18 protein-coding genes are annotated in these 22,363 nt (G+C 71.7%); 8 read left to right on the top strand and 10 right to left on the bottom strand.

The features are described from left to right. Positions 1–80 precede the first annotated feature (80 nt). The 3 genes from OEIGOIKO_RS27565 to OEIGOIKO_RS27555 all read right to left on the bottom strand — a co-directional run bounded on the left by OEIGOIKO_RS27565 (position 81) and on the right by OEIGOIKO_RS27555 (position 4,540). Positions 81–1,655, bottom strand: coding sequence for an alpha-L-fucosidase (locus tag OEIGOIKO_RS27565; protein WP_170252071.1), 1,575 nt, complete (start codon positions 1,653–1,655; stop codon positions 81–83). A 399-nt stretch (positions 1,656–2,054) separates the two neighbouring features. Further along, entirely contained in the window at positions 2,055–4,223 is a 2,169-nt protein-coding gene (gene malQ / locus OEIGOIKO_RS27560; RefSeq protein ID WP_125056251.1) for a 4-alpha-glucanotransferase, read from the bottom strand. Continuing rightward, on the bottom strand, positions 4,223–4,540 hold the full coding sequence (locus OEIGOIKO_RS27555) for a hypothetical protein (protein WP_125056250.1): 318 nt from the start codon (positions 4,538–4,540) through the stop codon (positions 4,223–4,225). The genes malQ and OEIGOIKO_RS27555 overlap by 1 nt, the downstream gene beginning before the upstream one ends. 815 nt (positions 4,541–5,355) lie before the next feature. Between OEIGOIKO_RS27555 and OEIGOIKO_RS27550 the strand changes: the two genes are divergently transcribed. Then, complete coding sequence (locus OEIGOIKO_RS27550) at positions 5,356–8,520, top strand: beta-N-acetylglucosaminidase domain-containing protein (RefSeq protein WP_246178119.1); 3,165 nt, start codon at positions 5,356–5,358, stop codon at positions 8,518–8,520. Between the two features lie 238 nt (positions 8,521–8,758). Here OEIGOIKO_RS27550 and OEIGOIKO_RS27545 read toward each other — a convergent pair whose 3' ends face one another. Next, positions 8,759–9,295 (bottom strand): HNH endonuclease, encoded by a 537-nt coding sequence (locus OEIGOIKO_RS27545; RefSeq protein ID WP_003982442.1) that lies wholly within the window; start codon positions 9,293–9,295, stop codon positions 8,759–8,761. Between the two features lie 277 nt (positions 9,296–9,572). Here OEIGOIKO_RS27545 and OEIGOIKO_RS27540 point away from each other — a divergent pair, with 277 nt between their 5' ends. Continuing rightward, the gene (locus tag OEIGOIKO_RS27540; protein ID WP_125056249.1) at positions 9,573–10,640 is read left to right on the top strand and encodes a mechanosensitive ion channel family protein; all 1,068 of its coding nucleotides are present in this window, start codon (positions 9,573–9,575) and stop codon (positions 10,638–10,640) included. A gap of 70 nt (positions 10,641–10,710) precedes the next feature. On the opposite strand, the gene OEIGOIKO_RS27535 is transcribed toward OEIGOIKO_RS27540, so the two are convergent. The 4 genes from OEIGOIKO_RS27535 to OEIGOIKO_RS27520 are packed head-to-tail and all read right to left on the bottom strand — an operon-like array spanning position 10,711 to position 14,009. Further along, positions 10,711–11,325: an SUKH-3 domain-containing protein gene (locus tag OEIGOIKO_RS27535; RefSeq protein WP_125056248.1), complete on the bottom strand. Its 615-nt coding sequence runs from the start codon at positions 11,323–11,325 to the stop codon at positions 10,711–10,713. A 4-nt stretch (positions 11,326–11,329) separates the two neighbouring features. After that, positions 11,330–11,719: a YwqJ-related putative deaminase gene (locus OEIGOIKO_RS27530; protein WP_125056247.1), complete on the bottom strand. Its 390-nt coding sequence runs from the start codon at positions 11,717–11,719 to the stop codon at positions 11,330–11,332. Continuing rightward, positions 11,712–12,188: an SUKH-3 domain-containing protein gene (locus OEIGOIKO_RS27525; RefSeq protein ID WP_125056246.1), complete on the bottom strand. Its 477-nt coding sequence runs from the start codon at positions 12,186–12,188 to the stop codon at positions 11,712–11,714. Before OEIGOIKO_RS27525 ends, OEIGOIKO_RS27530 begins: the two co-directional genes overlap by 8 nt. 33 nt (positions 12,189–12,221) lie before the next feature. Then, entirely contained in the window at positions 12,222–14,009 is a 1,788-nt protein-coding gene (locus OEIGOIKO_RS27520) for a YwqJ-related putative deaminase (RefSeq protein WP_125056245.1), read from the bottom strand. Between the two features lie 222 nt (positions 14,010–14,231). Between OEIGOIKO_RS27520 and OEIGOIKO_RS27515 the strand changes: the two genes are divergently transcribed. From OEIGOIKO_RS27515 to OEIGOIKO_RS27505, 3 genes are read left to right on the top strand one after another with little or no spacing between them, the layout of a single operon-like run. Then, a complete protein-coding gene (locus OEIGOIKO_RS27515) occupies positions 14,232–14,771 on the top strand; it encodes a (2Fe-2S)-binding protein (RefSeq protein WP_125056244.1) in 540 nt (179 codons plus the stop codon). Next, positions 14,768–15,796 carry an FAD binding domain-containing protein gene (locus OEIGOIKO_RS27510; RefSeq protein WP_125056243.1) on the top strand — a complete coding sequence of 343 codons (1,029 nt, stop codon included), beginning with the start codon at positions 14,768–14,770 and terminating at the stop codon, positions 15,794–15,796. The genes OEIGOIKO_RS27515 and OEIGOIKO_RS27510 overlap by 4 nt, the downstream gene beginning before the upstream one ends. Next, the gene (locus OEIGOIKO_RS27505; RefSeq protein WP_125056242.1) at positions 15,793–17,952 is read left to right on the top strand and encodes a xanthine dehydrogenase family protein molybdopterin-binding subunit; all 2,160 of its coding nucleotides are present in this window, start codon (positions 15,793–15,795) and stop codon (positions 17,950–17,952) included. Before OEIGOIKO_RS27510 ends, OEIGOIKO_RS27505 begins: the two co-directional genes overlap by 4 nt. Here OEIGOIKO_RS27505 and OEIGOIKO_RS27500 read toward each other — a convergent pair. After that, complete coding sequence (locus OEIGOIKO_RS27500; protein WP_125056241.1) at positions 17,924–18,121, bottom strand: DUF397 domain-containing protein; 198 nt, start codon at positions 18,119–18,121, stop codon at positions 17,924–17,926. The genes OEIGOIKO_RS27505 and OEIGOIKO_RS27500 overlap by 29 nt on opposite strands. Further along, positions 18,118–19,002 carry a helix-turn-helix domain-containing protein gene (locus OEIGOIKO_RS27495; protein WP_125056240.1) on the bottom strand — a complete coding sequence of 295 codons (885 nt, stop codon included), beginning with the start codon at positions 19,000–19,002 and terminating at the stop codon, positions 18,118–18,120. The genes OEIGOIKO_RS27500 and OEIGOIKO_RS27495 overlap by 4 nt, the downstream gene beginning before the upstream one ends. Before the next feature lie 189 nt (positions 19,003–19,191). Here OEIGOIKO_RS27495 and OEIGOIKO_RS27490 point away from each other — a divergent pair, with 189 nt between their 5' ends. The 3 genes from OEIGOIKO_RS27490 to OEIGOIKO_RS27480 all read left to right on the top strand — a co-directional run bounded on the left by OEIGOIKO_RS27490 (position 19,192) and on the right by OEIGOIKO_RS27480 (position 22,351). After that, the gene (locus OEIGOIKO_RS27490) at positions 19,192–19,593 is read left to right on the top strand and encodes an ATP-binding protein (RefSeq protein WP_170251875.1); all 402 of its coding nucleotides are present in this window, start codon (positions 19,192–19,194) and stop codon (positions 19,591–19,593) included. A 132-nt stretch (positions 19,594–19,725) separates the two neighbouring features. Continuing rightward, positions 19,726–20,862, top strand: a complete 1,137-nt coding sequence (locus OEIGOIKO_RS27485; protein WP_125059024.1) for an ROK family transcriptional regulator — start codon at positions 19,726–19,728, stop codon at positions 20,860–20,862. A 151-nt stretch (positions 20,863–21,013) separates the two neighbouring features. Then, positions 21,014–22,351, top strand: coding sequence for an ABC transporter substrate-binding protein (locus OEIGOIKO_RS27480; RefSeq protein ID WP_174857226.1), 1,338 nt, complete (start codon positions 21,014–21,016; stop codon positions 22,349–22,351). The last annotated feature ends 12 nt before the right edge of the window (positions 22,352–22,363 follow it).

Raw genomic sequence — 22,363 nt, 5'->3', positions numbered from 1 at the left:
CCGGTCGAAAGCCGGTGCGGGGACGGTCCGGGACGGCTGCCGATCCGTTCCGGGGCCGCCGGGGGCCGGTCCGGGCCCGTTCAGGCGCGGGACCGGTGGGCGGTCACCGGCGTCAGGCGCGGGGCGGCGCGGGCCGCGAGGACCCGTACGCGGACGGCGTCGGCGGTCACCGGCGCGGGCAGCGCCAGGATGCGCCGGTGGCCGACGGTCGTCCCGCCGGCGATCCGCCGCCAGGTCCCGCCGGTCCGCGCCTCGACGGCGAACCGTTCCACCCGCTGTCCGTACCGCGGGTCCTCCCCGAGCCCGACCCGGTCGAACGTGATGCCGCCGGGGCGCTCGGGCACGGACCGGCCGCCCGCCGAGCGGTCCCGGCCGTCCGTCAGCAGGTCCCTGCCGCCCGCCAGGAGATCCTTCCCGTACGTCTCCCGTACGGCCCGCCCGAAGCCGGCGAGGGCGGCGGCATCCGCCGCGTCGATCCGCCCGCCGCGCCCCGGCGGCACGTTGAGCAGCAGCGACGCGTTGCGGCCCACGCTCTTCTCGTACAGGGCCAGCAGTTGGCCGGGCGTCTTGGGCCGTTCCCAGGGGTGGTGGAACCAGCCGGGCCGGATCGAGACGTCCGCCTCCGCCGGATACCACTGGAGGTACTTGGTGGCCGGTGCGAGCAGCTTGGCGCGGGAGCCGATGTCGGCGTCGGTGGAGTCGTTGGGCAGGCCGCCGGAGAGCACCGACCAGGGGTCGACGGCGGACGGGGTGACACTCCACTCCGTCTCGCGCGCCACGCCCCGCTCGTTGCCGACCCAGCGCACGCCCTGCGGCCCCTGGAAGACGACGGTGCGCGGCGACAGGCGGCGGATCGTCTCGAACCACTGGCGCACGTCGTACTTCTGCGTGATCCCGGCGTCCGCCCATGGGTTCGCGCCGTCCAGCCACAGCTCCTCGACCGGGCCGTACTGGGTGAGCAGTTCGTAGACCTGGTTGAGGTAGTACGCGCCGTAGTCGTCGGCGCGGACGGTGAAGGAGGGCAGCCGTCCGTCGCGTACGGCGTCGGCGCGGTCGTCACCGGGGACGAGGGCGGGAAGGGTGCGCTCGGTGACGGGGCTGCCGTTGCCGAAGCGGCCCAGCCCGGCGGGTGCCCGGCCGCGGTCCTCCAGGGCGACCCGTTCGGGCAGGCTGAGCGGCTTGCCCTCGGCCTGCTTGCGCCGGACTTCCTCGACCCAGCGCGCGTGCCGGGCGTGCGGCAGTTCGGCGCCGTCGGACGGGGAGAGGTAGAGGCCCACCGCGAGCCCGGCCTTACGGGCGGCCCGCACGTACGCGCCGACGACGTCCGGCCTTCCGGGGCTCGCCCGGACGGTGTGCGGGGTGTAGCGGCTGGGGTAGAGCACGAAACCGTCGTGGTGCTTCACGGTCAGCATGACCTGCTCGGCGCCCGCCGCCTTGTACGCGCGCATCCACTGGTCGACGTCGAGGCGCGGCGGCGCGAACCACGTCGGGTCTTCCGTGCCGGAGCCCCACTCACGGCCGGTGAAGGTGTTCATGCCGAAGTGTGTGAACGCGGTGACCTCCCGCTCCTGCCAGGCACGCTGGGCGGCGGTCGGCACGATGCGGGCGGCCTTCTCGATGATCCGGGCCGGGGTGTCGCAGGGCAGGACGGTCATCTGGGAGGCGGGGCGGACGGGGCCCTGGCAGGGGTTCGCGGTGGGGTGACGGGAGAAGGGCGGCGGCTGGACTGGTTGACGGACGGCGGCCGACGGCTGGACGGGCTGGCGGGCGGAGGCCTGCGGCCGGACGGGGTCCGGCCGGCCGTCGGCGGCGGAGGCCCGGAGCGGGAACGGCAGCGCGAGAGCAGCGGCGACGGTGAGCGCGAAGGCGGTGCGGAAGCGGGCACGGAAGCGGGCACGTGATCGGCTTCTTGCCATGGTTCCCTCCAACTCCCCGACCGGAAAGGGTCGGATCTCTTGGACGGCGTCCACGGCATGGTGCCGTACGGCCGGGGCGGCCGGAAGACGACCGCAAGACGGGCGCGACCGCCTGCCCTTCCGGCCGTACCGGCCCGACTACCCCTGCGACGTGCGCAGTTCACTCATCAGCGCATGGAGCCGGGGCGCTGCGGCGATCTCCTCCAAGGACAGCGGGCGCCCCGCCGGATCGGTGACCGGCAGCCGCCAGTTGGGATATTCGTCCCAGGTCCCCGGGAGGTTCTGCGGCCGCCGGTCGCCCACCGCGTCCGGCAGCCACACCCCGACCATGCGGGCGGGCGTCCGCAGCAGATAGCGGTGCAGGGCCTTGACCGCCGCCTCCTCGTCCCCCCGGCCCTCCGGCAGCAGTCCCAGCCGGTGCAGCGTCTCCAGCCACTCGCCGACCTCGACCGCCTCCGCCGCCTGCTCCTCGTGGAGCGGGCGGTCCAGCAGCCCGAGGCCGTGCCGCAGCGCCGCGTGCTGCCCGGTCAGCCGGGCCGCCGTGCTGGGCAGGTCGTGCGTGGTGACGGTGGCCAGGCAGTCGGCGCGCCAGTCCCCGGGCGGCAGCGGCCGGGCCGGTTCCTTGGTGTAGTCGCGTTCGAACCACAGGACGGACGTGCCGAGCACGCCCCGGCCGGCCAGCTCCGTACGGACCACCGGCTCGACCGTCCCCAGGTCCTCCCCGATGACGGCGGCGCCCGCGCGGTGCGCCTCCAGGGCGAGGACGGAGAGCATCGCCTCGGCGTCGTACCGCACGTACGCGCCCTCCGTCGGCGGCCGGCCCTCCGGCACCCACCACAGCCGGAACAGGCCCATGACGTGGTCGATGCGCAGGGCGCCCGCGTGCCGCAGCATGCCGCGCAGCAGACCGCGGTACGGGGCGTAGCCCTGGGCGGCCAGCGCGTCCGGCCGCCAGGGCGGCAGGCCCCAGTCCTGACCGCGCGAGTTGAAGGCGTCCGGCGGCGCGCCCACGGACATGCCCGACGCGAAGGCGTCCTGCTGGGCCCAGGTGTCGGACCCGGAGGGGTGGACGCCGACGGCCAGGTCGTGCACCAGCCCGATGCCCATCCCGGCCTCCTCGGCGGCGCGCTGGGCGGCGGCGAGCTGCTGGTCGGTGAACCACGCGAGACGGCTGTAGAAGTCGATGCGGTCCAGCAGGCTGCCGCGCATCCGTGCCGTCCGGGCCGAGCGCGGGTCGTCCAGACCGGCGGGCCAGCCGCGCCAGTCGGACCCGTACAGCTCGGCCAGCGCGCACCAGGTGGCGTGGTCCTCCAGACTCGTGCCCTGCTCGGCGAGGAAGTCGCAGTAGGCGGCGCGCCGCCCGGGGCTCAGCGGCACCTTCCAGAGCAGCTCCAGCGCTTCCTTCTTCAGCTCCCACACGGCGTCCCGGTCGATCAGCGCGCCCTTGCGGAGCACGGCGTCGCGCAGTGTCCGGCCCCGTACGAGCAGCGCGTCGAACCGGGACCGGGCGTCGCCTTCGAGGCAGCCCAGCTCGGGGATGTCCTCGATGCGCAGGTGGACGGGGTCGGGGAAGCGGCGGGAGGAGGGGCGGTACGGCGAGGGGTCGGTGGGCGCTCCCGGTACGGCGGCGTGCAGCGGGTTGATCTGCACGAAGCCGCTGCCGAGCGCGCGTCCGGACCAGGCGGTCAGGTCGGCGAGGTCGCCCAGGTCCCCCATGCCCCAGGAGCGGCCGGAGAGCAGGGAGTAGAGCTGCACCATGAAGCCGTGGGTGCGGCCGGGCGGCGCGGGCATCCGGTCGGGGGCGACGATGAGGTGAGCGCGGGCTGAGCGGCCGTCGGGCGTGTGGGCGCGCAAGGTGTGGATGCCGAAGGGGAGACGGCCCACGGAGCCGCCGGGGACGTGGCCGGGAAGGCGGACGGCAGCCCGGCGCGGCGCGGGGGCGCCGTCGCGGCCCGGCTCCTGAGCGGGCGGCTCGTACGCGTCCTGCGGGCGGCCCCCGGGGTCCGGCCCCCAGTCGAGCACCTCGCCCGACTCGGTCTCCACCCGCAGGGCGGTGCCTTCGGGCAGGCGCGAAAGTTTCGGCGGGCGCCCCGGGCGCACCACGACGGTGGGCGGGAGCAGGGCCCGGCCCGCGCCCTGGTCGTACGCCTCCAGAGCGGCGCGTACGGCGTGCGGAGTCGAGGCGTCGACCCCGAGCGCGGCGAGGACGGCGACGACGGTGTCGTCACCGACGTGTTCCACCCGGCCCGGTGCGGGCTCATAGGACGTGCACACACCGTGCAGACCGGCGAGCCGCGGTCGGCCCATCAGACCTCCATGGTCTCCGTACCCAGGCCGGCCGCGGTGGGCTCGCTGGTCAGCGGCAGCTCGGCGGCGATCGGGGACTCACTGGTGAGCGGGGCGGCGTCGGCGAGCGGGGGCTCGCTGGTCAGCGGCGGTTCGCAGAAGCAGAGCGAGCCGGAGCCGTCCAGGCCGGAGTCGGGGTCGGACACGCCGGCGAACAGATCCGGCTCGACGGGTTTACCCGGCCGGAAATTCTCCGGTCCGGAGGGTTTGACACGCTCTGCCGGGTACTCGGGGGCGGACGACAGTGCGTCGAGGAGAAGCTGAGCGGACGCGGCCACGGAGGGCCTCCCGTTCGTCGGTAGTGGGTCACGGCCTGCCCTACCCACTACGGGCGGTCGCAGACGTATCCATTCAACCAACGTGGCCCAGGTCACACATCCCTCGTGCAGGCGATTTGCCGGTGGCGGACGGGTGACGGCGCAGAGCTGCCCACCGGAGAGGCGTTCCGGAGGAAGTCCTTCAGCGCCTCGAACCCCTCCCGGCCCCCGCCCCGCCCCTCTCCGGCGGCCCCTGGAACACGCCGCGACACGCCGGCCGCACAGGGCAAACCCGGCACTTGGTGTGCTGCCGTTGACACCCTCACCGCCGGAGTGGTGGGCTCACTGCCGAAGGCTGGTCCGGCGGGTTTCCACGGGGTACGAGGCCCCCGCCGCGACAGCCGGCTCAGGGGCGCGCGGCCGCGGGGCGGCCGGGCTGCGGCCGTCCGGTGCGTCACCGGCCGGCCGGTGAGTGGGACGACGGGGACTGAGGAGAGACCGTGCGAGTCCGGAGCGGCGTTCGGGACGCCGGACAGGTCGGCAGGCAGGGCGGCAGGCAAGGCCGCAGGCAGGACGATGCAATCGGCGGGGCCGGGAGCAGCGGCGTCGCAAGCGGCGGGGCCGGGGACGGAGAAGCCGGGGACGGCGACGCCTTCCGGGCCGGGCACAGCGACGCGTCCCCGGCCGGCGACGGCGCGGCCCGCCGTACCGATCGCACCGCCACCCCTCTGACCGGCCCCACCAGCATCGGCACCGGCAGCCTCGGCGCCGGCGGCACGGGCCGTTTCGGCGCCGTACGGGCCGGGGCCCGCGCGCGGGTCGCCGGGGCCACCGCCATCGCCGCGGCCGTCATCGGCGGGCTCCTCGGCAGCACCGCCCCTGTTCACGCGGCCCCCGCCGACCCGGCCGTCGGCACTCCCGACCTGCCCGGACAGTCCGACGGCACAGGCGGCACCGGCCGGACCGTTTCCGCCGGGCAGTTGCCCGCCGTATGGCCGCGTCCGCAGTCGATGCGGCCGGGTGGCGCGTCCGTAGCGCTGGACGGCGAGGCCACCATCGCCGCCGCCCCGGATGCCGACCCGTACGCCCTGAGCGCGCTGCGCGACGTGCTGCGCGACGCCGGGGTCCGTACGGTCCACGAGGCCGCCCCGGGCCAGACGCTGCCCGGCGAGGGCCCTGTGTTCCGCGTCGGCGGCCCGGACGCCGAGACCGCGCTGCGGGCCCTGCGCGCGCCCGCCCGCGGAGACCTGCCCTCCGGCGGCTACCGCCTCGCTGTCGGCGAGGTGGCGGGCCGGGACACGGTCGCCCTGGACGGCGTCGGCCCGGACGGCCTCTTCCACGCCGTACAGACCTTGCGCCAACTGGTCGTGGAGCGCGCCAAGAGCGACGGCAAGGCGAGCAGCGGCAAGGCAGGCAGCGACAAGGCCGACACCGGCAAGGAGCTGGCCGCGGCCGTCGTACGGGACTGGCCCGGCACCCCCGTACGCGGCACGACCGAGGGCTTCTTCGGCCAGCCCTGGACCCGCGAGCAGCGCCTGGCCCAGCTCGACTTCATGGGCCGTACGAAGCAGAACCGCTACCTCTACGCGCCCGGCGACGACCCGTACCGCCAGTTCCGGTGGCGTGACCCCTACCCGGCGGAGCAGCGCGAGGACTTCCGCGCGCTGGCCGCCCGGGCCCGCGCCAACCATGTGACGCTGGGCTGGGCCGTCTCCCCCGGGCAGGCCATGTGCATGTCCTCCGAGGACGACCTGAAGGCGCTGCGCCGCAAGGTGGACGCCATGTGGGCGCTGGGCGTGCGCGCCTTCCAGCTCCAGTTCCAGGACGTCAGCTACAGCGAGTGGCACTGCGACGCGGACGCCGACACCTTCGGCTCCGGCCCCGAGGCCGCCGCGAAGGCGCACGCCAAGGTGGCGGACGCGCTCGCCGCCCACCTCGCCGAGCGGCACCCCGAGGCGCCGCCGCTCAGCCTGCTGCCGACCGAGTACTACCAGGACGGCTCGACCGCCTACCGGGAGGCGCTGGCGGCCGCGCTGTCCGACCGGGTCGAGGTCGCGTGGACCGGCGTCGGCGTCGTCCCCCGTACCATCACCGGCGGCGAACTGGCCGAGGCCCGCGAGGTGTTCGGCCACCGGATGGTCACGATGGACAACTACCCGGTCAACGACTACGCGCAGGACCGTATCTTCCTCGGCCCCTACACGGGCCGCGAACCCGCCGTCGCCGTCGGCTCCAGCGCGCTGCTGGCCAACGCCATGGCGCAGCCCACCGCGTCCCGCATCGCGCTGTTCACCGCCGCCGACTACGCCTGGAACCCGCGCGGCTACCGGCCCGGCGCCTCCTGGGAGGCCGCCGTCGACGACCTCTCCGGCGGGAACGCCGCCTCCCGCGCCGCACTGCACGCGCTGGCCGGCAACGACGCCTCCTCGGTCCTCGGCACCGACGAGTCCGCGTACCTCAAGCCGCTGATCGAAGCGTTCTGGAAGGCGCGCGCCGACGCCACCGACAGCGACAACCGGGGCGACGACGAGCGCTACACCAAGGCCGCGGCCCGGCTGCGGGCCGCCTTCCACACGATGAGCGGCGCGCCGGAACGCCTCTCCCCCGGCCTGGCCGACGAAGTGCGTCCCTGGGCACGCCAATTGGCACGGTACGGTTCGGCGGGCGAGCGGGCCGTCGACATGCTGGTGGCGCAGGCCCGCGGCGACGGCTCCGCCGCGTGGACCGCACAGCGCGCCGTCCAGGACCTGCTGAAAAAGATCAAGAAGAGTCCGGTCACGGTCGGAAAGGGCGTTCTGGGCCCCTTCCTCGACCGCGCGATGACCGAGTCCGACGCCTGGACCGGCGCCCGCTCCGACCGCTCCGAGACGGCCCCGCCGCCGGAGCAGGACGCCCGCCCCACCTCCCTGACCGTCCCCTTCGGCCGCCCCCGCCCGCTGACCGCGGTCACCTCGCTCACCGAGCCGAGCCCGTCGGCGGCCGCCGTGTCCGTGGAGGCGCACGTCCCCGGCGAAGGCTGGCGGCGGCTCGGCGGCCTCTCCGGCACCGGCTGGACACAGACCGAGGCGCGCGGCATGAAGGCCGACAGCATCCGGCTGGCCTGGAAGGACGGCACCACGGCGCCGTCCGTGCACTCCTTCACCCCGTGGTTCGCCGACACCCCGGCGGCGGGCCTGGAACTGGCGCACGACGAGATCGACGCCGACACCGGCGGCACCTTCTCCGTGGACGCCCGGATCTTCTCCCGCCGCCCCGCCGACGTGGAGGGCAAGCTCACGGCGAAGGCGCCCAAGGGCTTCACCGTACGGGCGCCGGAGCACGTCACGGCCCCGCGCGGCGGCACGGCCACCGCCCGTATCCACGTCACGGTCCCGCGCGACGCCAAGACCGGTACGTACGAGATCCCGGTCACCTACGGCGACCAGAAGCGGACGCTGACCGTCCGGACCTACCCGCCCACCACGGGCCCCGACCTGGCCCGCGGCGCCGAGGCCACCTCCTCCGGCGACGAGACGTCCGAGTTCCCGGCCACCGCCGCCACCGACGGCGACCCGAAGACCCGCTGGTCCTCCCCCGCCCAGGACGACGCCTGGCTCCAGTTCACGCTGCCGCGCCCGGCCCGCCTGGGCCGCCTCACCCTCAGCTGGCAGGACGCGTACGCGGCCGCCTACACGGTCCGCGTGTCGTCCGACGGCGTCACCTGGCGCACGGCCGCCACCGTCCGCGACGGCAAGGGCGGCCGCGAGACCCTCCGGATGGACGCGCAGGACGTCCGCTTCGTCCGCATCCAGGGCGACAAGCGCGCGACCCGCTTCGGCTACTCACTGTGGAGCGTGGAGGCGTACGCGGTGAAGGGCCCGGACCGGCCCGGGCCGCCGCCGTCCCGGCCGTCCGGCCCCGGCGGCGACCGGCCCGGCACGCCTGCCCGGCCGGCGAAGACCGGGGACATGCCAGGAAGCGGGCCGTCGGCCCATGAGGCGTGGCCGGGTGGCGGGCGCTAGGGAGGCGTGCGTACTCGGCCCATGAGGCGTGGCCGGGTGGCGGGCGCCAGGGAGACGTGCGTACTCCGCCCATGAGGCGTGGCCGGATGGCGGGCGCCAGGGGGGCGTGCGTACTCCGCCCATGAGGCGTGGCCGGATGGCGGGCGCCAGGGAGACGTGCGTACCGGGAGCTCGGACGGGCCCGGCCGAGCCCGTCCGAAGCCGGCCGCTCCTCCCTCACCACGCAAAAGACCCGGACCTATGCCGATACGGCATCGATCCGGGCCAGCGCGTCATCCGCCCCGTACGGCTGCAGATATGGCAGCCACCGGGGGTCCCTATGCCCCGTGCCGATGATCCGCCAGGCCAGGCCGGACGGCGGCGCGGGCTGATGCCGCAACCGCCAGCCGATCTCGGCGACATGCCGGTCGGCCTTGACGTGGTTGCAGCGGCGGCACGCGGCGACGACGTTCTCCCAGGTGTGCTGCCCGCCACGACTGCGCGGAACGACGTGGTCGACGCTGGTTGCGACGCCACCGCAGTACATGCACCGCCCGCCGTCCCGGGCGAAGAGGGCACGGCGGGTCAACGGGACGGGACCGCGAAAAGGCACCCGCACGAACCGCTTGAGGCGGACCACACTGGGAGCGGGCATCACACGGGTCGCGCTGTGCATCAGGGCGCCGGACTCCTCAAGGCTGACGGCCTTTTCGTTGAGGACGAGGATGAGCGCGCGGCGGAGCGGTACGACGCCGAGCGGCTCGTACGACGCGTTGAGGACCAGGACATGCGGCACGGGTGCCTCCTTGTACGCCGGCGGCGCGTGGCTCGCGCCGGGACGATCTCTCCACAGTGTCCCCCGGTGCCTGGTCGGAGCGCCACCATCACCGGGTAACGGGTCCGAGGTGTTTTCGACCACACCGCTTTACTTCCCCCCAAACAGACCCGTAATTGGTCCGGTCACTCTCGAACACCGGCGCGGACCGCCCCCGTTGCCCCGTTAGTGTGGTTGGTCTGCCCGGGGCACGGTAAGTCCCGACCCGGGTCTGCTGTCCCACACGGAGGTTCCTGCTGTGTTCTGGTCCGCTTCCCCAGCCGCCACGCCGCCCGGCGCGCACCGCCGGGCGTCGCTCGACGACGCCACGGAGAAGGCCACCAACGCCGCCGGATGGGTGGAGGAGAACTGGGCGACCTGGCTCACGTCCGCCCTGCAGATCGCGCTGATCATCATCATCGCCGTCATCCTGCGACATGTGATCCGGCGCACGATCACCAAGCTCATAGAACGGATGAACCGCACCGCGACGGCCGCCCAAGGCACCGCGCTGGGCGGGCTCCTGGTCAACGCCGAACGCCGCCGCCAGCGCTCCGAGGCCATCGGCTCGGTGCTGCGCAGCGTCGCGTCGTTCGTCATCATGGGCACCGCCGCCCTGACGGTACTGTCCGTCCTCAAGATCAACCTGGCCCCGCTGCTCGCCAGCGCCGGCGTCGCGGGCGTCGCCATCGGCTTCGGCGCCCGCAACCTCGTCACCGACTTCCTCTCCGGCGTCTTCATGATCCTGGAGGACCAGTACGGCGTCGGCGACGAGATCGACGCGGGCGTGGCCACCGGTACGGTCGTCGAGGTCGGCCTGCGCGTCACCAAGCTGCGCGGCCCCAACGGCGCCATCTGGTACATCCGCAACGGCGAGGTCAAGCGCATCGGCAACCTCAGCCAGGGCTGGTCCACCGCCACCGTCGACGTCATGATCGCCCCGGACCAGGACCTGGACCGCGCCCGGGAGATCATCACCGCCACCGGCGAGGAGATGTCCAAGGCCGAGCCCTGGAACGAACAGCTCTGGGAGGCCGTCGAGGTCCTCGGCCTCAGCGAGGTCCACCTCGACTCCGTCACCATCAGCGTCTCCGCCAAGACCATGCCCGGCAAGGCCCCCGGCATAGAACGCGAACTCCGCTGGCGCATCAAGAAGGCCCTCGACACCGAAGGCATCACCCTGGCCCCGCGCCCCCTCCCCGACACCCCCGAAGACCCCGCCCCCGACCCGTCCGCCGCGGTAGCGGCCCCGTCGGCCTTGGCCAGCCCTACGTCGCCGCAGTCCCTGGCGACTACGCCCATTCCGCCGCCGAATCTGGGGAAATAGGCGGGCCGTCCGGCCGCCCTACGAAACCGCCCTCACCCCACAGTCCAGGGTCGGGGGCGGCTCCCCACGCTCACCCGAAGACAGCGCGTACCTCGGCATCGGGGGCCACTTCCTCGGCCCGGGTGGCCTCCGCCGTCGCACCGCCGTCGGCCTCTTCCGGTTCCGACTCCACGGACTCCGGCTCCGCCGACTCCCATGTCCCGTCCTTCCGCACCCGCTTCGGCCGCCGCCCTTCGATCAGTACGGTCAGCCCGGCGAGCACCGAATCACCGAGGTGCCACCAGCCGCCGTGGTTGACCATGAAGAGGCGACTCTGTTCGTCCACGGCGAGCAGGGACGTGTCCCCATGCGATCCGAGCGGAAAGACACGGCTGCCGATCCGCTCCGCGAAACCGTGCAGGGTGGCCGACGCGAAGCGTCCCTCGCGCGGATCGAGCACGAAGGCCCGCAGGCCGCACTCCAGGCCGGGGCCGTGCAGGAAAACATTCAGCCCGTGAAATTGGCGCACTGCCCGCTCCGCCGCCGGGAAAAGCTCCCACGGAACACCATTTCCGGGCCCGACCGTGCTCACGGTCTCCAGCATGGCCGACAGTGCGGCAGGCCCCGCATCGCGCGTCGGCCACCACCCCGCGTCACTGAGCACCGTGAGCGCGCTGCGCACCACATGATCCGTCCGCTCGTCCATACCGTCAGGCTCCGACGAAATCGATGCCCAGCCGGTCGATCAGCGCCTGGCAGGCCGCGCACGGTGCCGTCGGCTGCCCGTGGTCCGGATCCCCTTCTTCACGGATCATCTTGGACACCATCGCGGCTCCCGCGAAGTGCGGAAGAGCCTCGTCCAGAGAGACCGGGGCCTGACCGGGACGCTCGGCATCGATCCCCCACAGCTGGTCGGAAACGAGGGCGGATTCGGCGCAGTACCCGGTGAACGAATCCTGGAATTCGACAGGCAGCACCTCAAGAAACTCACGCACAGCTGGGTGCAGGTTCGGTTCACCCGCACCGCTCAAATTGGTGTGACTGAAGATTCTCCCTTGCACAAGAAGCGACGAAGCAGTACCTGGCACAAGATCAGACATAGTATTCCTCAGCAGGCTCGGTACGTCCGTTCATCAACCTTATGACAGCTTCCCGCAGCTCTGCTCCCAGGTAGTAAAACCCGGTGTGATGCAGATAGAAGAACCGACCGGACGGGTCGATCACCGCCAACCCTCCTTCGATACTGTCCCAGCCGACCGGAAAGACCGGAACCTGCAGCCCTTCGCTGAGCTCACGGATCTCCTCGGCCCTGTCGTCACAGAACTTCGCGCAGGTATTGAAATGCTCCGTACGGCCTTCGTCGTAGGGAAACTCCACGTCGAGGAAGCCGTACGATTTCAGAAACTCTTCCGCCGCAGGGGAGAGCGCTACCGGGCATTCCTGAGCCGCCAGGTCCGCGACGACGAACCGCACCAGTTCCGGCACCCGATCCGATACGTCGCGTCCTGGATACCAGCCGGCGGAGGCCAGCAGCTCATCGGCCTCCCGGCGCTCGGCCTCGGTCAACATGTCACGCCATCCTTCCTGCCGTTCGAGAAAGCACTACCGGTGAGCCTTGACGCCCAGCCTGGGAAGCATCGAACTGCAGGAGCGGCACGGTTCCTTGTAATCACCATGGTCGATCTCGATCTCTCCGGTTTCCCGATTCCGCTGCTGGCCGATCTGACGGGTGTGCACCATGCTCCCGTCCAGGGCTTCGCGCGCTTCTTCCGGTGTGCGAATGCGGGTACCATCCGGGTCCATTTGATGCAGTCGGTCCGAAATCAACGCCACCTCGGCACAATTTCCGTGACCTACCCCAGGACGCTCCCCGCTGGCCAGCTTGTCCGCCTCGATCTCATCGAGGACCTGCCGGACGACCGGATGCGCCGACGCACGCGTCTGCGGTTCCGGCCTTTCCATCTTGCCTTCTTTGATCAGCTTTGCTTCCTGCGGGCTGAGGACCGGCTTCCGGCGAGTCGTGCTGGTGTGGGATGTGATGACGCCATTGTGCAGCAAACTGCCGGCGCATCCGCTGGTGCGCTGATCCTTGCCGGGCACGGTGTTGCTGCCGTCAGCCGCGCGAGCGTCGTCCGCCACTTTTCGTGATTCGTACTCCAGCCGCTCCATGCGGGCCGACTCGTCGAGGTGGCGCACATCGACCGGATCGTTCCGATGGTGCCTCATCTCGCCGGCGCTCCTGCCGTGCCAGTGAGGCTCGCCCTCGCTACCGGGGCGGCCTCCCCCTCGGCCGCCTCCTCCCCCACCAGCGCCCTTCGGGCCCTTCGGGTCCTGCTTGCCTCCCTTGCCGAGACCGGTGAAGTGATCGGCCAGCCCCTTGTCGTTCTCCTTGTGATTCTTGGCCATCTGTTTGACGCCGCGGGTCATGCTGTCGTCGAGGTGTCTGGCGGACTTCTTGACCGCGTCCTCGATGCCGTCGATGACCTTGTCGAGCATGGTGTTGGCCGCGTCCGCGATGGCGTCCTTGCCGCGGGTGCGGCCGTGGTGGCTCTTGGCGCGGCCGATCTTGCCGCCGGCGTTGTTGCGGAAGTGGCCGCCGGCGCTCTGCAGGCCGGTGACGGCCTTGTCGTGGGCGTCGTGGTCGAAGGTGAACCCGCCGCTGCCGGAACCGCCGCCCGCGCCGCCTCCCCCGCCGCCCGCGCTCAGCAGTTGCATCGAGCTGCCGGCGGCGTCCTTGGCGCCCTGGACGCCCTGGCCGAAGCCCTCCTTGCCCGCCTTGGCGGTCCGGCCCAGGTCGACGCCGTCCTTGACGCCCAGGGCGTTGGCGCCGAGCTGGACGACGAGGTCGCCGACCATCGCGCCCAACGCCTCCTCCACCGGAGTCAGGGCGATGCTGACGACCTGTTCGGCGACCTGCTGGCAGACCTCCTTGAAGAGGCGTTTGACGATGACGCGGGTGGTCTGCGTCGCCGCCAGGGCGCCGAGTTCGGACAGTCCGAAGGTGAAGGGGGCGGCGGCCTGGGCCGCGATGACCTCGGCGGCCAGGATGCCCAGCTGGACGATCGCGCCGAGCTTGGCGCCCTCGATCAGGACGGCCACGCCGTCCAGCGCGGTGGCGGCCAGTTCACCGCACTGGGCGAGTTTGGCCAGGTGGGTGCCGTTGATCTTGCTCCAGTGGGCGTTCAGCGCCTCCGCAGCCTGGCCGCCACCCGCCGAGGAGACCAGCGCCTGGACCGCCTCGTGCGCCTGGCCCGCGCCGTCGTTGATATCCCCGGCGAACTCGCGCATGGCCGTCGCCATCTCGCGGTAGTCGTCCTCGTCCACATTCGGCCAGGACACGCCGATGATGTCGAGGATTTCGTCGGCCCAACCCGGCAGTACGACACCCATGCGAAACACGCCCCCCGTTGAGCACACCCGGACACACTGATAACAGTCCGAAGGACGCTGCCACCTGCGCAAACGGTTCTTCAAGAACGGAACGAGCCGACTTCTCCGACATGTTTGGCAGGTCCATGACGCTACCTGGCGGCGGCACACGACGGCACATCGTTCACCCCGTCACCTGTATGCAGTCGTTTACCACCTCCACCCCGGGTGACTCGGCTGACCATGGAGACCGAGATCAGACTGCGCGTCGACGGGCAGAAGTACGAGGTGACGGTGGATACGCGTACCACCGTCCTCGACGCGTTGCGGGAGCGGCTGGGGATCACCAGTCCCAAGAAGGGGTGCGACCACGGGCAGTGCGGATCGTGCACCGTGCTGCTCGACGGGCGGCGGGCGACGACCTGTCTCGCGCTGGCCGTGTCGTACGACGGTGCGGAGATCACCACGGCCGAAGGGCTGGGTGAGGGCGGCGAGCTGCACCCCGTCCAGCAGGCGTTCGTCGACCATGACGCGCTCCAGTGCGGGTACTGCACCCCGGGGCAGGTGTGTTCCGCGGTCGGTGTGCTGCGCGAGGCGGCGCAGGGGTGGCCGAGTGCGGTCACCGAGGTGGGGGCGGAGGGGGACATCTCCCCGGAAGCGCTGGATCATGACGAGATCGCCGAGCGGATGAGCGGCAATCTGTGCCGCTGCGGGGCGTATGTGAACATCGTCCCCGCCGTCGCGGCTGCCGCCGAGGCCAAGGCGGAAGGAGCGGGCCGGTGAAGCCCTTCCGGTACGAGCGGGCCGCCGACGCCGCCGGGGCCGTGGCCACCGTGGCGGCGCATCCCGGGGCCGCGTTCCTGGGGGCCGGTACCAATCTCGTCGACCATCTGAAGCTCGGCATCACCGCCCCCGATCTGCTGGTCGACGTCACCCGGCTGCCCATGGACCAGGTGGAGGAGCGGGCCGACGGCAGTCTGCGGATCGGCGCGAACGTACGGAACGCCGATCTCGCCGCGCACCCCGACGTACGGTCGCGCTACCCGGTCCTCTCCCAGGCCCTCCTGTCCGGCGCCTCCGGGCAGCTCCGCAACCTCGCGACCACCGGCGGCAACCTCCTCCAGCGCACCCGCTGCGCCTACTTCCAGGACCCCGGCTCCCCCTGCAACAAGCGCGAGCCCGGTTCCGGCTGCGCGGCCCTGGAGGGCTGGACCCGCTATCACGCCATCCTGGGCGCCTCCTCGCACTGCGTGGCCGTGCACCCCTCCGACATGGCGGTGGCGATGACCGCCCTGGACGCGGTCGTCGTGACGCTCGGCCCGGAGGGCGAGCGCCGTGTCCCGCTCACCGAGTTCCACCGGCTGCCCGGTGACGCGCCGCACCGCGACACGGTCCTGCGGCACGGCGAGCTGATCACCGCCGTCGAGCTGCCCGCCCTGCCGTCGGCCGCCCGCTCCCGGTACCGCAAGGTCCGCGACCGTGCCTCGTACGCCTTCGCGCTGGTCTCCGTGGCAGTGGCGCTCGACCTGGAGGACGACGGCCGCACCGTACGGGAGGCCCGGATCGCGCTGGGCGGGATCGCGCACAAGCCGTGGCGGGCCGAGCGCGCCGAAGAGGCGTTGCGCGGGCTGCCGGCGACCGAGGAGAACTGCCGGGCAGCGGCCGAGGCGGAGACGGCGGACGCGCATCCGCTGCGGGACAACGCGTTCAAGGTTCCGCTCGTGCACAACACGCTGGTCGCCGTCGTACGCGATCTCGTGGGACAGGAGGCCCCGGAGGCTCCGGGCGGCCTGGAGGGATCGCGATGACGACACGTACGTCCGAGAGCCGGACCCCGGACCCGGCCGCCCGCCTCCGTACCGTCGGCGCCGACCAGGAACGCGCCGACGCCCGCGACAAGGTGCTCGGCCGGGCCCCGTACGCCTTCGAGCACCCGATGGAACGTCCCTGCTACGCGCACGCCGTGCTGTCCGCCGTCCCCCGCGGCCGCATCACGGCCGTCGACACGGAGGCCGCGCGCCAGGAGGACGGCGTCATCACCGTACTGACGTGCGAGAATGCCGAGCGGCTCGCGTCCACGGACGACGCGGAGCTGGCGATCCTCCAGGGACCCGAGGTGGCGTTCCGCGGGCAGATCGTGGCGGCGGTGGTGGCCGAGACCCCGGAGGCGGCCCGGGAGGCGGCGTCGCTCGTGCGCATCTCGTACGCCGAGGAAGCGCACGCATCCGAACTGAAACCGGGCGAGAGTGAGCTGTACCGGCCGGAGACGGCCAACGGCGGGGCGGGTACGGACAGCGAGCTGGGCGACCTGGACGCCGCCATGGAGGCGGCCCAGGCGGACCCGGGCGCGATCGCGCTGGACGAGACGTACCTGACCGCGATGACCCACTGCAACCCGATGGAGCCGCACGCGACGATCGCCGTGTGGCAGGGCGACGAGCTGACGCTGTACGACTCCAGCCAGAGTGTGCACGGGCACCGCGACACGCTGGCCGAGGTGTTCGGCCTAGACCGGGCGCGGGTACACATGGTCTGCCCGTACGTCGGCGGCGGCTTCGGTTCGAAGGGCGAGCCGCACGCCCACTCGGTGCTGGCGGCACTGGCCGCGCGGGCAGTACCCGGACGGCCGGTCAAGTTCGCGTTGACGCGGCAGCAGATGTTCACCCTCGTCGGCTACCGCACCCCCACGTACCAGCGGGTACGGCTCGCGGCCGGCGCGGACGGGCGGCTGACCGGCATCGGGATGGACGCGATCGAGCAGACCTCGCGCATCAAGGAGTTCGCCGAGCAGTCCGCCAACCCGACCCGGACCATGTACGCGGCGCCGCACCGGAGGACCACCCACCGCCTGGCCGCTCTCGACGTGCCCGTGCCGTCCTGGATGCGGGCGCCCGGCGAGTGCCCCGGCATGTTCGGGCCCGAGGTCGCGATGGACGAACTGGCCGAGCGCCTCGGCCTCGACCCGGTCGAGCTGCGCATCCGGAACGACGCCCCGTCCGACCCGGAGACCGGCAAACCCTTCTCCAGCCGCAACCTGGTCGCCTGCCTGCGCGAGGGCGCACGCCGCTTCGGCTGGCAGGACCGCGACCCGCGCCCGGGTGTGCGCAGGGAGGGCCGCTGGCTGATCGGTACGGGCGTCGCTTCCTCCGCCTACCCGGTCAACCGCCAGCCCGGTTCGGTCGCCGCGGTCCAATACCGGGACGACGGGTGCTACCGGGTCGACATCGCCGCCGCCGACCTCGGCACCGGCGCCTGGACCGTACTCGCCCAGATCGCCGCCGACGCGCTGGACGTCCCCTACGACCGCGTCGAACTGCGCATCGGCGACACCGCGCTCCCGAAGGCGACCGTCGCGGGCGGGTCCTCCGGTACGGCGATGTGGGGTTCCGCGATCGTGGCGGCGGCCGAGATGTTCCGCAAGCGCCACGGCCACGACCCGTCACCCGGCGACCACGCCCAGGCCGAGACGCCCGGCAACCCGCACGCCGAACGTTTCGCCATGCACGCCTTCGGGGCGCAGTTCGTCGAAGTACGGGTCGACGCCGACACCGGCGAGGTACGGGTCCCCCGCCTCCTCGGCGCCTTCGCGGCCGGCCGCATCATCAACCCGCGCACCGCCCGCTCCCAGTTGATCGGCGGCATGACGATGGGCCTGTCCATGGCCCTCCACGAGGAAACCGTGACGGACCCGCGCTACGGCCTCCTCGTCAACCACGACCTGGCGAACTACCACATCACGGCCAACGCGGACGTCCAGCGGATCGAGGCCCACTGGATCGACGAGGACGACCCGTACGTCAATCCCCTGGGCGCCAAGGGCATCGGCGAGATCGGCATCACGGGGACGGCGGCGGCCGTCGTCAACGCGGTCCGGCATGCGACGGGGGTGCGGGTGCGGGGGGTGCCGGTGACGTTGGACAAGGTGCTGGAGGGACTCAGTAACGGTCGCCCTTCAGGGCGGTGAGGAAGGCCGCCCAGGCCGGGGCGGAGAAGAGGAGGTGCGGCCCGTGCGGGCGCTTGCTGTCGCGTATGGGCACGGGTGAGCGGGCCGGGAGGTTGTCGGCTATTTCCAGGCATTCGTCCTGGCCTCCGCTGTACGTGCTTTTCCGCCACGTGACGTTCACGAGATTCACGCTCGATGCTCCTTGGCGACGCGCTTGATCCGGGCCACTGACTCCGCTGGTGAGAGTGCAGACGTACGGGCGTCGGCGAACAGCTCGCGATAGCGGGCAACCTCCGGCTCCCGTTCGAGCCACACCGCACCAGTGGGGTTCTCCGCTCGCACGACGTCCAGGGCCGACACCTGCGGGAAGCTCAGCAGCAGGTACGGTCCGAACATACCTGCGTGTGCGCCCCTGGAAAACGGCAGAACCTGAACCGTGACGTTCGGCTCCTCAGCGATGGCCGCAAGGTGTTCGAGTTGGGCTCGCATCACCGCGGGGCCGCCGACCTGCTGGAGCAGTACGCCTTCGGTCACCACGGCCCACATGGTGAGTCTCGGATCGTTCGTGAGGCGCTCCTGGCGAGCCAGCCTGACTTGGACGAACTGCTCGATCTCCTCCGGAGAGTGCCAAGCTCTGGACGCCACGGTTACGGCACGCACGTAGGCCGGCGTCTGCAGGAGGCCCGGTACGAGTTGGCATTGGAACGTCTTGATGGATTCGGAGACAGCCTCCAGCGCGATGTAATCGCGGTACGTATCCGCAAGGACCTGCCCGTACTGGTTCCACCAGCCGTCCCGACGGCGGCGGTTCGCGGTGCGCGCCAAGGTCGTAAGGCGTTGGAGCGTAGCCGCGTCCCGCACGCCGTACGTGTCCAACAGCGCCACGAGGTCCGGCGTACGCAGCGGCACCCTGCCGTTCTCGATACGACTGATCTTGCCCTTCGTGCAGTCCAGGGCTTCTGCAGCCACGGCAGTGGAGAGGCCCGCCGTCTCGCGGAAGGCGCGGAGTTCCTCGCCCAGTTGGCGGCCGAGCACGGTCGACGGGGGAACCGACGATTGCTGCGCTGTCATCGCAACCTCCTTGTGAAGTCGCCAAGTTTGGCTGGCCAGCGTCGCCAGGTTCAACACCGATTCACCCGTTCGTGGATGCGTTCAACGTTGCATGAGTCTCTGTCGCGGGTGCAGTCTGCTGGACATCCGTCCTCGCACCCTTCAAGGGGTTTCGCCATGAACGAGATGTCACTGCTTCGCCCTGCTCGCGTGACCCATCGACTCCCCCGGAACCGGCGCAGCCCCGGCCGAGCACGTGCAGCCTTCCGGAAGTGGGCTGCCGCCCAGACTCTCGGCCCCGCGACCGTCGAGACCGGCGAACTGATCCTCGGCGAGCTGACCGCGAACGCGGTGCTGGCCGCCACCGGGCCTGGGCGACGGATCGAGGTGCGTCTCACGCTCGACGCGGCGGTGCTGCGCATCGAGGTGTCGGATGCAGGGGACGGCACCCCGATCATCCGCTCCCCCAGGCCACTCGACGAGCACGGCCGGGGCATGGCCATCGTCGACGCACTTGCGGACGAGTGGGGCGTGACCCTGCGGCCGGGCCCGGGGAAGACCGTCTGGGCCGCGCTGAAAGTCAGTGGTCCAGACCCATTGACGGCATGCTGACGCGGCGCCTACGTTCCTGTGCATCGATTGGAAACTTTCTTAACAGATCGCACAGCGAGAGGTGGGGCGGGCGTCATGGCCGGAGGGCAGGGCGGGCAGGGGACTCCTGGGACGCCGCGGGTGTTGCGGGCCATGAACGACCGGGCCGCGCTCGACCTGCTCGTCTCGCAGGGGCCTTTGACACGGACCCAGATCGGTGAGCTGACCGGGCTGTCCAAGCCCACCGCCTCGCAGTTGCTGGGGCGGCTGGAGGCGGCCGGGCTGGTGCGGACGACGGGGAACGTGACCGGGCGGCCGGGGCCCAACGCCCAGCTGTACGAGGTCGCTCCGGGTGCCGCGTACGTAGCCGCGCTCGCCGTCGACCAGTGCGGGATCACCGCCGCGGTCGCCGACGTCACCGGGCGGGTGCTCGGTGAGGAGCGGGTCGGTACGGACGCCGTGGACGAGGGGACGCCGGACAGGACGGCACGGCTCGTGGCGGCCGCCGTGGACGGCGCGCTGGCCAAGGCCGGTCTGGAGCGGGAGCGCCTGCACGGGGCGGTGATCGGGACGCCGGGTGCACTCGATCCGCAGACCGGGGTGCTGCGGTACGCGCCGCACCTGCCCGGCTGGCAGTCGCGGACGCTCCGCGAAGAGCTGGCCGGGGTGCTGGGCGTGCCGATTGTCATCGAGAATGATGTGAATCTGGCGGCGGTCGCCGAGCAGCACGACGGTGCCGCCCAGGACTTCGACGATTTCGTACTGGTGTGGGCCGACGAGGGCGTCGGCGCGGCCATCGTGCTCGGCGGGCAGTTGCTGCGCGGGGCCACCGGTGGCGCGGGCGAGATCGGCTACATGCCGCTGCCGGACGCGCCGCTCGCGCGAGGCGGCGACCGCAGCGCGGCCCGGCCGGACGCCGGCGGGGGCTTCCAGCGTCTCGTCGGGGCGCCGAGTGTGGTGGAGCTGGCCCGGGAGTACGGGGTGCGGGACGCCCGTACGGTCGAGGAGGCGCTGGCCGACGACAGGGTGCGGGCCGAGGTCGCGCGGCGGCTCGCGACCGGGCTGGCCGCGGTGGTCGCCGTCGTGGACCCCCGGCTGGTGGTGCTCTCCGGCGAGGTCGCCCAGGCGGGCGGCGAGCCCCTGCGGGAGCTGGTCGAGGGGGAGTTCACCGGGCTGGCGTTGCCCCGGCCGGAACTCCGGCTCAGCAATGTCGTGGGAAATCCGATTCTCACGGGCGCGCTGCGCACGGCGCTCGCCGAGGCGCGTAACACCGTGTTCGACACGGCCTGATGAGACGGCACAGCGGTGACATGACGGGCCGATTATCCGCCGACCGCCGCGTCCTCACCGTCACCGGCGACAGCGACGGCGCCGAAACTCCCGCGCACCTCACCACCCGCAGCACCTTCTGTCATCACCCCTGCCGTAAAGGAAGTCCGCCATGCGTCCGCGTATGCGCATCTGCCTGTCGGCGGCGCTCGCCGGAGCCGGTCTGATTCTTTCGGGCTGTGCCAATCCGAGCGTCGGCAGCGATCGCGACGACCCCACCCAGCCCGTCACCCTGAAGTTCTGGCACGGCTGGTCCAACACAGCCGAGGTGAAGGCGATCGACGACAGCATCGCCCGTTTCGAGAAGCTGCATCCGAACATCACGGTGAAGACGGTCAACAACGTCAGCGACGCGACCGTGAACCAGGCGCTGCGCGCCGGCGGGGACGACGCCCCCGACGTGGTGTCGTCGTTCACCACCAACAACGTGGGGCAGTACTGCTCGTCCGGTATGTGGGTGAATCTCGACCCGTTCATGAAGAAGACGGGTGTGGAGAAGACGAAGGTCTTTCCCAAGACGTTCCTGGATTACACGAACTATCAAGGGAACCAGTGCGCCCTGCCGCTCCTCGCGGACTCCTACGGGCTGTACTACAACAAGGACGCCTTCCGGGAAGCCGGTATCGAGCGGCCCCCGCGCACCATGTCCGAGTTCAAGCGGGACGCGGCCAAGCTGACCAAACGGAAGCCGAACGGGTCGCTGGCGCGGGCCGGGTTCGTTCCCAACTTCCGCCTGTACCAGAACAGTCCGGACCGGCTGTTCGCGCAGTGGGGGCCGAAGTATTTCGACGGCGAGGGAAAGGCGCGGCTCTCGAAGGACCCGCGCAGCAAACAGTTCTTCGCCACCCAGCGGGAGCTGATCGCCGCGCAGGGCGGTTATGCCGCGCTGGAGAAGTTCCGTACGACGTTCGGTGACGAGATGTCGTCGCAGAGTTCCTTCATGACGCAGAAAGCGGCCATGCATCTGGACGGCGAATGGCGCGGTCTGATGCTGGAGGAGGGAAAGGCGAAGTTCGACTGGGGGACGGCACCGCTGCCGGTGCCGGACGACCAGGCGGACACGTACGGCCGGGGCTTTCTGACCGGCACGGTCGCGGGGATCGCGCACAGCAGCAAGCACCAGAACGCGGCGTGGGAGCTGGTGAAGTTCCTGACGACGGACACGGACCAGGTGGTGCGGTTCGCCAACGCCATCCACAATGTGCCGTCCACGTTCGCGGCGCTCAAGTCGCCGAAGCTGGACGCCGATCCGGCGTTCCGTACCTTCATCGACATCGCGCGGAATCCGCACAGTACGGCGCTGCCGCCGTCCGTCAACGGCGGGCAGTACGTGGTGTCGCTGCAGGACTTCTCGTACGACGTCGAGGCCGGGAAAGTGCCCGACCTCGACCGGGGCCTGCGTGAGCTCGACGCCCAGATAGACACCGACAATCTTCAGTCCGTGAACTGACGGAGCCCTGCC

Source organism: Streptomyces paromomycinus (assembly GCF_003865155.1).
Lineage (GTDB): Bacteria > Actinomycetota > Actinomycetes > Streptomycetales > Streptomycetaceae > Streptomyces > Streptomyces chrestomyceticus.
The sequence above is the reverse complement of the archived record's forward strand: the minus strand, read 5'-3'. Positions and strand labels throughout refer to the sequence as shown.

Coding starts and splice junctions, on each gene's coding strand:
- OEIGOIKO_RS27565 (WP_170252071.1), bottom strand. CDS start 1,655: ATGACCGTCCTGCCCTGCGACACCCCGGCCCGGATCATCGAGAAGGCC.
- malQ (WP_125056251.1), bottom strand. CDS start 4,223: ATGGGCCGACCGCGGCTCGCCGGTCTGCACGGTGTGTGCACGTCCTAT.
- OEIGOIKO_RS27535 (WP_125056248.1), bottom strand. CDS start 11,325: ATGGACGAGCGGACGGATCATGTGGTGCGCAGCGCGCTCACGGTGCTC.
- OEIGOIKO_RS27530 (WP_125056247.1), bottom strand. CDS start 11,719: ATGTCTGATCTTGTGCCAGGTACTGCTTCGTCGCTTCTTGTGCAAGGG.
- OEIGOIKO_RS27525 (WP_125056246.1), bottom strand. CDS start 12,188: ATGTTGACCGAGGCCGAGCGCCGGGAGGCCGATGAGCTGCTGGCCTCC.
- OEIGOIKO_RS27520 (WP_125056245.1), bottom strand. CDS start 14,009: ATGGGTGTCGTACTGCCGGGTTGGGCCGACGAAATCCTCGACATCATC.
- OEIGOIKO_RS27515 (WP_125056244.1), top strand. CDS start 14,232: ATGGAGACCGAGATCAGACTGCGCGTCGACGGGCAGAAGTACGAGGTG.
- OEIGOIKO_RS27505 (WP_125056242.1), top strand. CDS start 15,793: ATGACGACACGTACGTCCGAGAGCCGGACCCCGGACCCGGCCGCCCGC.
- OEIGOIKO_RS27495 (WP_125056240.1), bottom strand. CDS start 19,002: ATGACAGCGCAGCAATCGTCGGTTCCCCCGTCGACCGTGCTCGGCCGC.
- OEIGOIKO_RS27485 (WP_125059024.1), top strand. CDS start 19,726: ATGAACGACCGGGCCGCGCTCGACCTGCTCGTCTCGCAGGGGCCTTTG.
- OEIGOIKO_RS27480 (WP_174857226.1), top strand. CDS start 21,014: ATGCGTCCGCGTATGCGCATCTGCCTGTCGGCGGCGCTCGCCGGAGCC.